A 13,404-nucleotide genomic window follows, 5' to 3' on the forward strand; every position below is an offset into this window, starting at 1 on the left:
TCCGGGAGATCCGAGGGGCCCGGCCGGACACCGGCGCCATGGCGTCGTGTTGGGGCGGCCGGGCCCCTGGGCGTGGTCCCTCTGCGCGGCCGGGGAGCGTTCAGCTCACCCGGGCGTCGGTGTGCAGCGCGCCGGGCTCCATGCCGCCCAGTCCGAAGATCTCGCTGACGGTCACGAAGTGGTACCCGTCGCCGTGCAGCCCCTCCAGGACGTCGGGGATGGCGTCGACGCTGGTTTTGTGGATGTCGTGGAACAGGACCACGCTGCCCGGTTGGGTCTCCTCGAGCGCGTGCTCGGCCACGGCGGCGGTGTCGCGGCTCTTCCAGTCCATGGTGTCGACGTCCCACAGGATGATCGGGTGCCGGGTGGCGCTGCGCACGGTGCCGTTCAGCGCGCCGTAGGGCGGGCGCAGGGTGGGCGGGAGTTCACCGGTCACCTCCTGGATCGCCTTGTCGGTGCGGTCCAGGTCCTTGGTCACCCCTTCGGCGGACAGGGTCGTGAGGTCGTCGTGCTTCCAGGTGTGGTTCCCCAGTTCGTGCCCTTCGGCGTGGGTGCGCTCCACGATCTCGGGGAACTCCTCGACCAGTGAGCCCAGGACGTAGAAGGTCGCCTTGGCGTCGTACTCGTCCAGGGTGTCCAGGAGTTCCTCGGTGTGCCCGCCGGGGCCGTCGTCGAAGGTCAGCGCCACGCACTTGAGGCGTTCGCAGTCCAGGGTGGAGCCCTCGGCGGTCAGGGTGCCGTCGAAGGGGAAGTCCTCGGGGTCGGAGTTGCCGGCCATGGCCGCGCTCCGGGCGTGGTAGCCCAGTTCGGAGAGGAGTTCCTCGGCCTCCTCCGGCTCCACCGGGAGCAGGACCTCCTCCACCCGGCCCGCGCTGGGTACCACCGCGGGGTCCATCCGTACGGCCAGCCCGCCGGCGGTGCTGAAGGCCAGGTCGGACAGGGGTGAGGCGGACCAGCGCTCGGCGGCCTCCCACGCCTGTTCGGGGTCGGACAGATCGTTCCCGCCGTCCTGCGGGGGCTGTTCGGCCGGTTCTTCCGCGGGATCCCCCCGGTCGGGGTCCCCGGCGGCCTCCTCGGGCGCGGAGGCCGCAGCCGAGGCCGGGTCCGAACCCGCCTCGGCGCGTGCGGCGACCTCGCCGAGGAGCCCGGGCAGTTGTTCGAGGGACAGCTCGTAGCCGTCCCGGAGGACGTCGGCGACCGCCAGATGCGCGCTCTCCAGGGCCTGTTCGTCACGGAAGAGCGAGGTCCAGGGCAGTACCTCCCCGCTGGCGGAGTCGTACCACAGGGTCGCGGACTCGGCGCCGTCGCCGGGCACACCCGAGGTGACGGCGGTGGTTCGGACCCCGATGACGTCTTCGGAGGCCGCCAACAGCTCCACGTCCTGGCTCAGTTCGGGGCTGCCGCGGTCGGGCAGCTCCTCCAGGAACGCGGTCTGGCGTTCGGCCATCCGGGTGCGGACCTCGATGGTCAGCGGATGGGACTCGCCCAGGACCGGGTAACGGTAGCTCACCGTGCTGTGTTCGGCCTGCACCGCCACCGTGTGGGTCCGTAGGTGCTCCAGGGAGTCGGGGGAGAACTGGATCGCCTCGGCGTAGGGCAGCGCGTCCTCCGCCGCGTGACAGCCGGGAACCAGCAGCAGCCCCAGGGCAGCGCTGACAGTGAGTTTTCGTCGCAGAGAGGTGGCATCCACGTGGGGACCATATCGGAGCCGCGGGCCCGAAAGGTAACCCCAGCGTGATGTCGTGTAATCAAAGAGTAATGAATTGCCCTCTGGTGGCCGGAACACGAAATTTGTCATCGAGTCCCGGGCTCGGGCGTGTCACCACGCACCCGGTCCTGTCTCAGGGGCTCTCCCCGGCCACGGCCGCCACGACCGCGCGCACCTGTGCCAGGGTGGCGGTGTGCTCCTCGGGGCGTGCGGTTCCGGGCAGGTGCACGTGCCCGGCGGGGATCTGCGACCCGGCGCGGTCACGCAGGAGCGTGTTCCGGTAGGCGACCTCGTTGGACAGGTAGTCACCGCCGCCCCCGCGCCGCGCCGCCGAACCCGGGCTGGGGCCCTCGGGGCGCAGTACAGGCCCGCCGCCCGCGGCGGGGACCTCACTCACCTCGGTGTTGGCCACCACCTCGTGCCGACCGGTCGCCGCGCCGAGGATCCGCTCCAGGGGCAGGGAGGAGCGCGTCCACTCAGTGGCCCCGGTTCCGGGCACCGGGGCGCGCCCGGTCCGCGAGACCCCCAGGTTGTCCCGGCCGCCGCCCCGCCACACCCCGTTCCAGACCTCCAGGTCGAAGCGTCCGGGGCGGCCCCGGCTCAGTGTGACGACCGCGTCGGCCACCCCGTACTGTCCGGCCAGGGCTTCCTCCACCACTCCGGTGTCGAAGTCGGCCCAGCGCACGGGGAAGACCGCGGTGCGCACCACCGCGGTGCGCTCACCCACCGGGAAGGTCCACCCGTTCAGGTCCAGGGCGGCGGCTCCGGAGGGGTTGGAGCACTCCACGTCCGCGTCCAGGTGGAAGGGGTCGAACCCGGTGACCACCAGGCGGATCCACCTCTCCCCCGGAGGGAAGTGCAGGTCGGCGATACCCCGCGAGGTGCTCTCGAACAGGTGGAGGAGTTCGGCGTGCTCCTGCTCGGACAGGGCGAAGGAGGGCCTCCAGGTGCGCAGTCGGGCGCGGAGCACCAGGCGGGCCCAGTACAGCGGGCGGTCGTCGACGGGACCGGCGCCGGTGCGGGTGGCCTCCGTCCACAGCCGGGAGGCGTGTGAGGCGACCACCTGCCGGGCCTGTTCGGGGTCGGCGCTCGTGCGCAGGTCGGCGGCGAACAGGGGCTCGGCGGCGCCGAACCCGGAGCGCGCCAGGATCCGACGGGGCTCGGGACGGTCGGCGCGGTCCTCTTCGGGGGTGGTGTCGTGGTGCACGGGCCAGCTGTCTGGTTCGGGGACGGTCTGAGCGGGCCTGGCGAGTCTAACGCCGCCGTGCGGCGCCGACAGCAGCGGGCTGCTCCGGTCGCGGGGCCCGGTCGCGGGAGCCGGCGGCGTTCCCGCCTGTCCTTGACACCGGGGCTGGACCGTGGGGCCCGGAGTTGGCAAGGTGTGTGGTGACAGCCTCCCACTCTCAACGGAGAGAGAACACACATGCACACTGGTGCCCTCCCCGACACCGAGGTCCTCGCCGAACGGGCGCGGGCCGCTCTGGAGCGGTGCGGAGCGACCCGGCTGCCCGAACCCGTCGGGGCGCCCGGAGCGGCGCGTACGCCGATCACCGGACGGACCCTGTTCCCCCTGGAGTTCGACACCCCGGACACCGCCGAGCGCGCCGTGACCGCGGCGCACGCATCCTTCACCTCCGTCTGGCGGGACACCCCCGCCCCGGTCCGGGGCCAGCTCGTCCACCGGTTGGGTGAGTTGCTGCGCGAGCACAAGGCCGACCTGGCCGAGCTGGTCACCCTCGAAGCGGGCAAGATCCGATCGGAGGCCCTGGGCGAGGTCCAGGAGATGATCGACATCTGCGACTTCGCCGTCGGCCTGTCCCGGCAGCTCTACGGCCGCACCATGCCCTCCGAACGACCCGGCCACCGGCTGATGGAGACCTGGCACCCGCTGGGCGTGGTCGGTGTCGTCACCGCCTTCAACTTCCCCGTGGCCGTGTGGTCGTGGAACACCTGTGTGGCACTGGTGTGCGGCGACACCGTGGTGTGGAAGCCCTCCGAGCTCACCTCCCTGACCGCGCTGGGCTGCCACGGCCTGCTCATGCGCGCCGCCGCCGAGGTCGGGGCGCCCTCGGACGTGCACCGGGTCGTCCTGGGCGGTGCCGAGGTCGGCGACGTGCTGGTGGGCGACGAGCGGGTGGCGCTGCTGTCGGCCACCGGTTCCACCGCGATGGGGCGGACCGTGGCTCCCAGGGTGGCAGCCCGGATGGGCCGCTACCTCCTGGAGCTGGGCGGAAACAACGCCGCGGTGGTGGCCCCCTCGGCCGACCTGGACCTGGTGGTGCGCGGCAGTGTGTTCTCCGCGGCCGGGACGGCCGGGCAGCGCTGCACGACGCTGCGCCGACTGATCGTGCACGAGGACGTGGCCGACCAGGTGGTCGAGCGCGTGGTGGACGGCTACCAGCAGTTGAGCGAGCGCATCGGCGACCCCTATGAGGAGTCGACGCTGGTCGGTCCGCTGGTGGGGGAGCGCGGACACACGGCCATGCGCGCTGCCCTGGCACAGGCCCGCGCCGACGGGGGTGAGGTCCTGGTGGGCGGCGAACGGCGCCTGGAGAAGGACGCCGAGGACGCCTACTACGTCGAGCCCGCGGTGGTGCGTATGCCCGCACAGACCGAGGTCGTGCGCCAGGAGACCTTCGCGCCGATCCTGTACGTGCTGACCTACCGCACCCTGGAGGAGGCCGTGGAGCTGCACAACGCGGTTCCGCAGGGGCTGTCCTCGGCGATCTTCACCCAGGACCAGGCCGAGGCCGAGCGCTTCCTGTCCGCCGCCGGATCCGACTGCGGCATCGTCAACGTCAACATCGGGACCTCCGGGGCCGAGATCGGCGGCGCCTTCGGCGGTGAGAAGGACACCGGCGGCGGCCGGGAGTCGGGCTCGGACTCCTGGAAGGCGTACATGCGCCGGGCCACCAACACGGTGAACTACGGCGGGGAGCTCCCCCTGGCCCAGGGCGTGCGCTTCCTCTGAACGGCGCCGGGCCCGGACACGGGGCCCGGGCGGGCGGGGCGCACCCCGGGGTGCGCCCCGCCCGCCTCCGGCACACCGCACCCCAAAACAGTTGTGTCCAATACTGTTGTGCACAACCATTTTCTGTTACGGTGATGACGGCAGCGAGCGAAGACGGAGGAGGAACCATGGCGGGCACCGACGAGGGGGACCCCCTTGCCCTGGACCGGCAGCTGTGCTTCTCCCTCTACACCGCCTCCCGTGCCCTGACCGGGCTCTACCGGGAGATTCTGGCCGACCTGGGGCTGACCTACCCGCAGTACCTGGTGATGCTCGTGCTGTGGGAACAGGGGACCCTGCCGGTCAAGGAGCTCGGCCTGGCCCTGAACCTGGACACGGGAACGCTCTCACCTCTGCTGCGCCGGATGGAGGGCGCCGGACTCCTCACCCGCAGACGCGGGCCCGAGGACGAACGGATCGTCCACGTCAGCGTGACCGAGGAGGGGTCCCGGCTGCGTGACAGGGCCGGACCCGTCCCCGCCCAGATCCTGTGCGCCACCGGCCTGCCCCCGGAACGGCTGGGGGAGCTGCGCACGCTGCTCGACCAGGTCACACGTTCGGTGACGGCCGCCACGGAGGCAACCGCCACGCGCACCGACCGCGGCACCGACACCTGAACCCACACGACACCGGGTCCGGCGCGTTCGGACCCAGAAGAGGGAATCCATGGCTTACAACGTCCTGTACACCGCCGAGGCCACCGTCACCGGCGAGGGCCGCAAGGGCTTCGGCAAGACCGACGACGACCGCCTCGCGGTCGACCTGTCCGTGCCCAAGGGCCTGGGCGGCGACGACGGCCCCGGCACCAACCCCGAGCAGCTCTTCGCCGTCGGCTACGGCGCCTGCTTCCACGGCGCCCTGCGCAACGTCGCCCGCCAGGCCAAGGCCGACGTGGACAACGCCACCATCAACCCCAAGGTCAGCCTGGGCAAGTCCGACGACGGCCTGGACATCGCGGTCGTGCTGACCGTCACCATCCCGGGCCTGGAGCAGGCCGAGGCCGAGAAGCTCGTCGAGGCCGCCCACCAGATGTGCCCCTACTCCCGTGCCACCCGCGGCAACATCGAGGTCGAGCTGATCACCAAGACCGCCTAGCGTGTCTCCTCCCGTCCGACGGGAACCGGGGCCGGCCGCACCCAGTGTGCGGTCGGTCCCGCCCGTGTCCGGGGCCCGCGTGCCTCAGAGGCCGCGACAGGCGGCCAGGCGGCGCTGGAACCGGGGATCCACCGGGCGGACACTGGGCCTGCTGCGGTCGGCGACCATCACCAGCCTGCACGTCTCCGGGAACAGCAGGGCGGTCACCGCGTGGCTGAAGGTCTGGGGTGACAGAACGGGCTCCGCCCCAGGAGCAGCGCATGACGGACAGCCCCGAGGCGGGAAACGCGGTCATCCCGCAGTCGTTTCGGGAGTACGCCGGGCGGTGAGCTGGGTGACCACGGCCAGGGTGCCCATGATCGCGACGGTGGCCAGCCCGATGGCCAGTGACGGCAGGACGTGACCGACGGCCAGACCTGCGGCGCCGACCACGACCAGTGCCGCCGCAGCGAGGTAGCGGGCACGGGCCACCGAGCCGGTCCGAGAGCGCAGGAACAGAATGTTGCCCGCCAGGTAGATCAACGGCCCTCCCACACTGGTCAGCACCAGCGCCGGGGTGGTCTCGGCGTGACTGATGCGCAGCTCGATCGACACGGCCACGACGATCGCGCCGGCGACCATGAGCGCGTGCGCGTAGGCGAACGCCGAGCGCAAAGCCCCAGTGCCGGCCTTGCCCCGACTGGCTCGCGTGTCGGGCCCGGCCAGGGCGAAGTAGGCCCACCACAGCACGAACAGGCCGGTGAACCCGAGCAGTGCCGCGGCGACCGCGCGTGCCGGGATCGGGTCGAGTTCGGACAGCGTGAATCCCATGATGAGGATGGACTCGCCGAGCGCGATGACGAACACCCCACGGTTGCGTTCGGCGAGGTGTTCGGGGTCGGTGGGCCAGGTGTGCATCGGTGCCGAACCGAGACCGGGGAAGCGGAACTGCAACCGTGGAGCTGCCATGTCCACGAGCAGGGCGACCAGCCAGACTGCCAGCCGTGGCCCGGGGTCGAGAAACGCCCCGACGATGAACAGCACCCCCGCCGTGGCGCTCCAGGCCAGCAGATTCGTGTAGTTCTTCGCGAGCACGTGCCCGCGCAACGCGAGAGCGGTGAACGCCGGGCGACCGACCTGGGCTGCCACGTAACAGGCCGCGAAGAGCAGGCCGTCCTCGGCGAAGGCGTGCGGCAGTCCGAGCGACATCCCCAACGCGGCCAGCATCAGCAGCGCGTTGAGGACTCGGACGAGTCCGCTGTGCGGGTCCAGCCAGTTCATCGCCCAGGCCGAGTAGTTCCAGGCCCACCACACGGCCCCGAACAACACCGCGACCTGCAGCGCACCCAACCAGGTGAGACTGGCCAGCAGCGTATGCGAGACCTGGATGATCGCGAAGACGTACACCAGGTCGAAGAACAGCTCGATCGGCGCGACCTCCGAGCGCCGTGGCCCCTCCGGCCGCATCAGGCGGGGCCGTGCTTCCCGGGCGCGGTGCGGATCGCGATTCTGGGTCATGGTTTCCTTCCCCGATGACGTGTTCCGGCCGTGCCGCGGACCATGGTCCCCTGACGTGAAGGCAGCAGCGGCCTGCGGGACCGCAACCGCGGACGCCAGATCCAACAACGGCTTCAGCAGTGTCCCGGAGCGGGTTTCCCGGATACCGCCTGCGCATCACAACTGCGGTGTCCCCGAGCCCTCCGTGACCGGGCCCTGAGCAACACCACGCCTCACCACCGGCTGTCTCCGTGCCCTGGTGGTTCGTCCGCGCAAGGCATGGACGTGCGGGGTGAGCAGGTCGGCCACTCCCAGGAGCTGCGGGAGAACGGCCTCCATCGCATCAGCGATGTCGTTGACCTCTGATGCTCCCCCGCGCAGGAAATCGACCATCGGACGGGCCCGTGGCCGATGGCCGGGAGACAGGGCCACGATGCGGGCGATCTCGTCGGCGACCGCGGATGCGCTTCGGGCGGCGTCATGGCTCCTAGCGACCGGGTGACCGCCTCCTGCGGCCCGTCGCGACCTCCGTACGCGGCCTCGACGGTGGTGTCTGTCGGATGGGCGGCCTTGTGCACGACCACGTCCACCCGGCCGTGGGTGGTGATGAGCGTGTTCATGGCCGAGTCCGCCGACCCTTGCCGGTGACGTCCAGGTCCGCTGTTCGCAAGTCCACCTCGTTATCCTGTGCATGCCGACGCGCTGCGGCCGCATTCTCGGCATTGTGGCCGGCCGCGTCAGGCATGCTTGCGTGAACCGTGTGGCCCGCACCCGCCGATGTCTGGGCGGTGAGGCGTCTGATACCCGTAGAGGCGCCGGTGACCAAGACGTTCAATACTGACATGGCGGCTTCTGCGCAGAGATCCCCGCGCTCGGCGTGTCCTATCCGGACCACCTGCTCGGAGGGCACCGACACCTGGCGCTGAGCCGGACACGGTCCACCCACGGGCCGACGACCGGTTTGGGACCGGCGGGGACGTTCACGCTTGGCTGGTCTCGAAACGGCTGATGCGACCGTTGGTGACGGTGAAGGTCCGGTTCTCCGTGAACTAGGGCTTATCCCATTCCAACGCCTGGGGCGGAACCGCTACGAGGTCGAGAGCTCCATTGCCTGGCTGGGCTCCTATCGGAGGCTGAACGTGCGCTGGGAGCGCAGGGCCTCCGCCTTCCTGGCAGTGCTCGGCATCGCCTGTATCCTCAACCGCTCCAAGCACCTGCCAAGCATGCCGACGGCTTTTGAGACGAGCTCTGAGCGGTAGCTCCGCGGGAAGGGTCGGGGTACACGAAAGGGGGAGGGCGCGAACGCCCTCCCCCGGGACACGGCCCCGCGCTATCTCCTACGCGGCGGTGTCCAACAGCAGCAGCCGGTCCAGGATGTCCTGGAGCGTAACCAGGCCCAGCAGCTCCCCGTCCGTCTCGACGAGGGCGAGGTGGCTGCGGCTCTCCCGCATGATGCTCATCGCCGCGTACATCGGCGTATCCGCCGACAACGTCAGCACCGGGCGCATGAGGTCGGCGGCGGTGGTCCCGGCCGGGCTCGTCAGGGCCTCACGCACGTGCAGCACCCCGACGGGCTCGCCGTGCTCCAACACCACCAGACGCAGGTGTGTGGACTCGCGCGAGACCCGCTTGATCTCCTCCAGCCCCGCCTCGGGGGCCACCCACGCGATGTCCTCCCGCGCGGTGATGTGTCCCTCCAGCGGCTGGGAGTTGACCTCCAGGGCCGTGGCCAGCTGGTCCCGGCGCTCGGAGTCCAGCGCACCGGCCTTGGCCGAGTGCTCGACCAGCTCGCGGACGTCGTCCGGGTTGTGTCCCGCCGACATCTCGTCCACCGCGTTCACCCCGACCCTGTGCAGGAACCAGTTGGCCAGACCGTTCAGGAAGAACAGGAGCGGCCGGGTCGCCCACATGAACGCCCGCATCGGCGGGGCCAGCATGATGGCGGACCGCTCCGGGTGGGAGATCGCCCAGGACTTGGGCGCCATCTCGCCCACGACCAGGTGCAGGAAGGTCACCACGACCAGGGACAGCACGAACGAGACCACGTACCCCACCGAGCCGGGGAGGCCGCCGAACAGCGGCTCCAGCAGGTGGTGGACGGCGGGCTTGGAGATGGCGCCCAGCGCCAGTGTGCACAGTGTGATGCCCAGCTGCGAACCGGCCAGGAGCAGGGACAGGTCACGGGCGCTCTTGACGGCAGCCCGGGCCGCCGCGCTCGTCTCGGCGGCCTCCTCCAACCGGTAGCGGCGGGCCGCCACCAGGGCGAACTCGATGGCCACGAAGAACGCGCTCAGCGCGATGATGCCCACGGTCAGCGCCAGGGCCAACCAGACGTTCATGTCGCTCATGCGCGCACCTCCTGTGCTTCCTCACCGGCGAGCTCCCGCAGCCGCAGTTCCACCGTGTGCGGCACGCGCCTCTGGACCGCGCTGACCGTCATGGTCAGAGCCATGTCCGGGTCGCCCTCGTGGGCGCTGGGCGGCCGGGGGAGCTCCATCTCCACCCGGTCACCGACCTCGGGCAGCCGGTGCAGCTCGCGGATGACCAGGCCCCCGACCGTCTCGTAGTCGCCCTCGGGCAGGTCGTGGCCGATCAGCCGCTCGACCTCGTCGATGTGCAGCGCCCCCGGTACGAGGTAGCCGTCCTCCCCCTCGAGGTGGGCGGGAGACTCCTCCTCCGGGGTGTGCTCGTCGGCGATCTCACCGACCAGCTCCTCGGCCAGGTCCTCGGTGGTGATGACCCCGGCCAGGCCGCCGTACTCGTCCACCACGCACGCGAACTCCTCGCCCGCCTCGCGCAGCTGGTCGAGCACTCCGGGCAGCGGGAGCGAGGCCGGGACCATGACGGACTGCCGCGCCACCTCGCTGACCCTGACGGCCGACAGGTCGCGGTCGCCCAGGGCGAGCACGTCGCGCAGGCAGATCACGCCCACGATGTCGTCCACGCCCTCGCCCAGCACCGGGAAACGGGAGTGGTCGGAGGCCATCAGCTCCACGACCCGGCTGACCGGGTCGCCCTCCTCGACTGTGGTGATGTCCGGGCGCGGGATCATCGCGTGCCCGGCCGTCTGGTCGTGGAAGTCCAGGGTGCGGTCCAACAGGGTGGACAGCTCGGGCGGCAGGTCACCGCTCTCCCGCGACTCGGCGATGATGCTCTCCAGGTCGCGCGGGGTCGCCGCGTGCTGGACGTCCTCCACGGGCTCGATCCGTACCGCCTTGAGCAGGACGATCGCCGCCTGGTCGAACAGCCAGATGACCGGGCCGAAGACCTTCAGGTAGATCCCCGTGGACAGCGCCAGCCAGCGGGCCACCGGCTCGGGCCTGGCGATGGCCAGGTTCTTGGGGAAGAGCTCGCCGAAGATCATCTGGACGACGGTCGAGAAGATCAGGGCGAACAGGGTGCCGGCCGCGACACCGGTGCCGAGCGGGACGCCGACACCGCCGAGGAGCACGCCGATGCCCGTACCGATCATCGGCTCGGCGACGTAACCGACGAGCAGACCGGTGACGGTGATGCCGAGCTGGGCGCCCGAGAGCATGAACGAAGTGCGTTTGGTGACCGCCAGGGCGCGTTTGGCCCCCGTGTCACCGGCCGCGGCCCGCGCCTTCAGACGCGAGCGGTCCACGGCCATGTAGCCGAACTCCTGGGCGACGAAGTAGCCGTTCGCGGCGATCAGCAGCAGGACGACCAGGAAGCCCAGGGCGATACTGAGGACGGTGGTCATCGGGCGCACACCGCCCGGGTCCGTCTGTCAGCAGAGTGCCTGGGAAGGTGTGCGCCCTCCGAAGAAGGAGGGTCGTCGGAGTCTGGGTCACAGCATCCCTGAGGGATGCTGCCGGTACTTCGGGACGGATCCACTGTTCCTCTCTCTGCGCCGTGGCGCGTCGGGTGTGTCAGATGCGTGGGTCTGGTCAATGAGGGGACGTCCGGCGGAGGGGAAAGATTCCCCGGCCCGGGTCTCCCCGGCTCAGGTTCCGGCGGGGGCGTCGGCCTCGCCGCCGAGGCCGGCCCACTCCCGGCGGCGGGCCTCGGCGAGGGCGATCGCGGTGGCCACGGCCACGTTCAGCGATCCGACCCGGCCGATCTGGGGAATGTAGGTGACGGCGTCCGCGCCCGCCAGCAGGGCGGGGGAGCAGCCGTGGTCCTCGGCTCCCACGGCAAGGCACACGTCGGGCTCCACCGGAGCGGCGTGCAGCGGCACTGCGCCCTTGGCCAGTTCGACCGCGACCACCTTGTAGCCGTCGGCGCGGGCGGCCTCCAGGGCCTGCCCGGTGGTGGCCATGCGCGTGTGGGGGACCTTGGCGGCGGTGCCCAGGGCGGTCTTGCCGACCTTGGGGTCGTCGGGGTCCGCGCTGTTGCCGGTGAGCCAGAGCTGGTCGACGCCGAAGGTCGCACAGGTGCGCAGGATCGATCCCAGGTTGTAGGGCTGGGTGACGGACTCGACGAGAAGGGCCAGACGCCCCTCGGTGCGCCTGCGCCACTGGCGGTTCAGGCGTTTGACGTCCGTGGGACGCAACTGCGTGCTCAACTGCGGTGTGTTCCTCGTGGGTGCGGGCCGGGGCGGTTCCCGGCGGTCGTCGGTACAGATTACCGGTCGGGGGCCGGGTACGCACGCGTGACCCGGGCCACCCTCCGGCGGGTCCGGTCAGGGGGTCGGGGCGGGGTCGTCGGCCCTGCGTACGGCCAGGACGCGGAAGCCGGCCCGGGAGGCCACCCGCTCGGCGGGCAGCCCCTGGGAGTCCAGCCACTTCTGCAGCGAGTCCGAACCCAGGTGGCGCTGGACGACGAGGTGGGCGACGCCCTCGGGGGTGAGCCGGTTCAGCCAGGTGCGCAGCATCGAGTGCAGTACGCCCTTGCCCACCCGGATCGGCGGGTTGGACCAGATCGCGTCGAAGGGGCCGAGCAGGTCCTCGGCGGTGGGGGCGTCCCCGGGGTCCTGCTCCACGGCCAGACCCCCCTCGGGGCCGACCACGGCGAACCGGGCGTGCTCCAGGCCGTGCTCGGCGGCGTTGCGTCGGGCCAGGCCCACGGCCCGGGCGTTGACGTCGACCCCCAGCACCCGGGCCCGGGGCGCGCGGGCGGCCATCGTCAGGGACACGGGGCCGTACCCGCACCCCAGGTCGAGCAGGCGCCCCTCCGCGGGCGGGGCCGGAACGCTCTCCAGCAGGACCCGTGTGCCGAGGTCGACCTTGTCGGGTGAGAACACCCCGCGGTCGGTGTGCAGGCGCAGGTGCAGGTCGGGCAGGACCAGGTCGGCGGTGGAGGGCCGACTGGCGGCGCCGGGATCGGAGTCGAAGTAGTGCTGGGCCACGCCGTGACGCTACCAGGGACGGTCGGGGGATCTGACCGGCAAAAACCTCGCATATCACCGGAAACGAAAGAGCCAACCCCCTGTCGAAGGGCGAATCAGAACGGAAGATGGGGATAAGCGAGGTTTGTGGGGGGATCCATGCGAGCAGATGTAGGAGACCGGCTGGTCGTCGAGAGCCCGAACGCCGACACCCACCGTCGCACGGGGGTGGTCACCGAGGTCCGGGGCAGGCAGGGGGAACCGCCCTACCAGGTGCACTGGCTCGGCACGGACGAGGGCCGCGACGCCCTGGTCTACCCGGGGCCCGACGCGCACATCGAACACCCGTCCGCGACGGGCGCGGGCGGAGAGGGAGCGGATGCCATGCAGACGATGAAGCGCTGGAACGTCGACGTGGTCCTCGCCGAGGAGAGCGAGGGGGACGCCGCGCGTACCTGGGCGGAAGTGGGCCTGGTCGCTGACGACGGTACGGCGCTGCGCGGCCACGGTATGGCCCGCAAGCACCCGTCTGACCTGGACGTGCCCGAGATAGGCGAGGAGCTCGCCGTCTCGCGCGCCCTGTCCGACCTCTCACGCCAGCTGCGCCAGGTGGCGGCCGAGGACATCAACGACAACACCGGATCACCCTGGCGTCCCACCTGACCGGTCCCCGCCCGCTGGCGCGGACGGCGGCACAGGTGTGAGCGGCCCCCGGCTTCGGCCGGGGGCCCGTTCGTGCCCGGAGCACCCGGCCCGGCACGGTCGGCGCCGAGCAGTCGGCCCGGGGCCCCGCGGGTCCGGAACCGGCCACCCCCTGTACGGGGG

General features: G+C 71.3%; 12 protein-coding genes. 5 read left to right on the plus strand and 7 right to left on the minus strand.

Translation table 11 applies throughout. The features are described 5' to 3' along the window. Nucleotides 1-100: 100 nt before the first annotated feature. Nucleotides 101-1,690 carry a polysaccharide deacetylase family protein gene (locus AC0VYD_RS13090; RefSeq protein WP_475475815.1) on the minus strand — a complete coding sequence of 530 codons (1,590 nt, stop codon included), beginning with the start codon at nt 1,688-1,690 and terminating at the stop codon, nt 101-103. A gap of 151 nt (nt 1,691-1,841) precedes the next feature. Continuing rightward, nucleotides 1,842-2,915, minus strand: coding sequence for a pyroglutamyl peptidase (locus AC0VYD_RS13095; RefSeq protein ID WP_475475816.1), 1,074 nt, complete (start codon nt 2,913-2,915; stop codon nt 1,842-1,844). A 216-nt stretch (nt 2,916-3,131) separates the two neighbouring features. Between AC0VYD_RS13095 and amaB the strand changes: the two genes are divergently transcribed. From amaB to AC0VYD_RS13110, 3 genes are all read left to right on the plus strand, one after another. Further along, nucleotides 3,132-4,679: an L-piperidine-6-carboxylate dehydrogenase gene (amaB, locus tag AC0VYD_RS13100; RefSeq protein ID WP_475475817.1), complete on the plus strand. Its 1,548-nt coding sequence runs from the start codon at nt 3,132-3,134 to the stop codon at nt 4,677-4,679. A 167-nt stretch (nt 4,680-4,846) separates the two neighbouring features. After that, nucleotides 4,847-5,335 (plus strand): MarR family winged helix-turn-helix transcriptional regulator, encoded by a 489-nt coding sequence (locus AC0VYD_RS13105; RefSeq protein ID WP_475475818.1) that lies wholly within the window; start codon nt 4,847-4,849, stop codon nt 5,333-5,335. A gap of 49 nt (nt 5,336-5,384) precedes the next feature. Beyond that, complete coding sequence (locus tag AC0VYD_RS13110) at nt 5,385-5,813, plus strand: organic hydroperoxide resistance protein (RefSeq protein ID WP_191270052.1); 429 nt, start codon at nt 5,385-5,387, stop codon at nt 5,811-5,813. Between the two features lie 291 nt (nt 5,814-6,104). On the opposite strand, the gene AC0VYD_RS13115 is transcribed toward AC0VYD_RS13110, so the two are convergent. After that, nucleotides 6,105-7,310 (minus strand): low temperature requirement protein A, encoded by a 1,206-nt coding sequence (locus AC0VYD_RS13115; protein ID WP_475475819.1) that lies wholly within the window; start codon nt 7,308-7,310, stop codon nt 6,105-6,107. A 965-nt stretch (nt 7,311-8,275) separates the two neighbouring features. On the opposite strand from AC0VYD_RS13115, the gene AC0VYD_RS13120 reads away from it, so the two are divergent. Further along, nucleotides 8,276-8,548: a transposase gene (locus AC0VYD_RS13120; protein WP_475475820.1), complete on the plus strand. Its 273-nt coding sequence runs from the start codon at nt 8,276-8,278 to the stop codon at nt 8,546-8,548. 78 nt (nt 8,549-8,626) lie between these two features. Here AC0VYD_RS13120 and AC0VYD_RS13125 read toward each other — a convergent pair whose 3' ends face one another. The 4 genes from AC0VYD_RS13125 to AC0VYD_RS13140 all read right to left on the minus strand — a co-directional run bounded on the left by AC0VYD_RS13125 (nt 8,627) and on the right by AC0VYD_RS13140 (nt 12,600). Beyond that, nucleotides 8,627-9,637 (minus strand): CNNM domain-containing protein, encoded by a 1,011-nt coding sequence (locus AC0VYD_RS13125; RefSeq protein ID WP_475475821.1) that lies wholly within the window; start codon nt 9,635-9,637, stop codon nt 8,627-8,629. Continuing rightward, entirely contained in the window at nt 9,634-11,013 is a 1,380-nt protein-coding gene (locus AC0VYD_RS13130) for a hemolysin family protein (protein WP_475475822.1), read from the minus strand. Before AC0VYD_RS13130 ends, AC0VYD_RS13125 begins: the two co-directional genes overlap by 4 nt. A gap of 243 nt (nt 11,014-11,256) precedes the next feature. Then, on the minus strand, nt 11,257-11,817 hold the full coding sequence (locus AC0VYD_RS13135) for a TrmH family RNA methyltransferase (RefSeq protein WP_475475823.1): 561 nt from the start codon (nt 11,815-11,817) through the stop codon (nt 11,257-11,259). A gap of 117 nt (nt 11,818-11,934) precedes the next feature. Continuing rightward, entirely contained in the window at nt 11,935-12,600 is a 666-nt protein-coding gene (locus AC0VYD_RS13140; RefSeq protein WP_475475824.1) for a class I SAM-dependent methyltransferase, read from the minus strand. Nucleotides 12,601-12,738: 138 nt separating this feature from the next. On the opposite strand from AC0VYD_RS13140, the gene AC0VYD_RS13145 reads away from it, so the two are divergent. Next, a complete protein-coding gene (locus AC0VYD_RS13145; protein WP_191270043.1) occupies nt 12,739-13,242 on the plus strand; it encodes a dsRBD fold-containing protein in 504 nt (167 codons plus the stop codon). Nucleotides 13,243-13,404 lie beyond the last annotated feature (162 nt).

This window comes from Nocardiopsis sp. iso_40 (assembly GCF_056173285.1).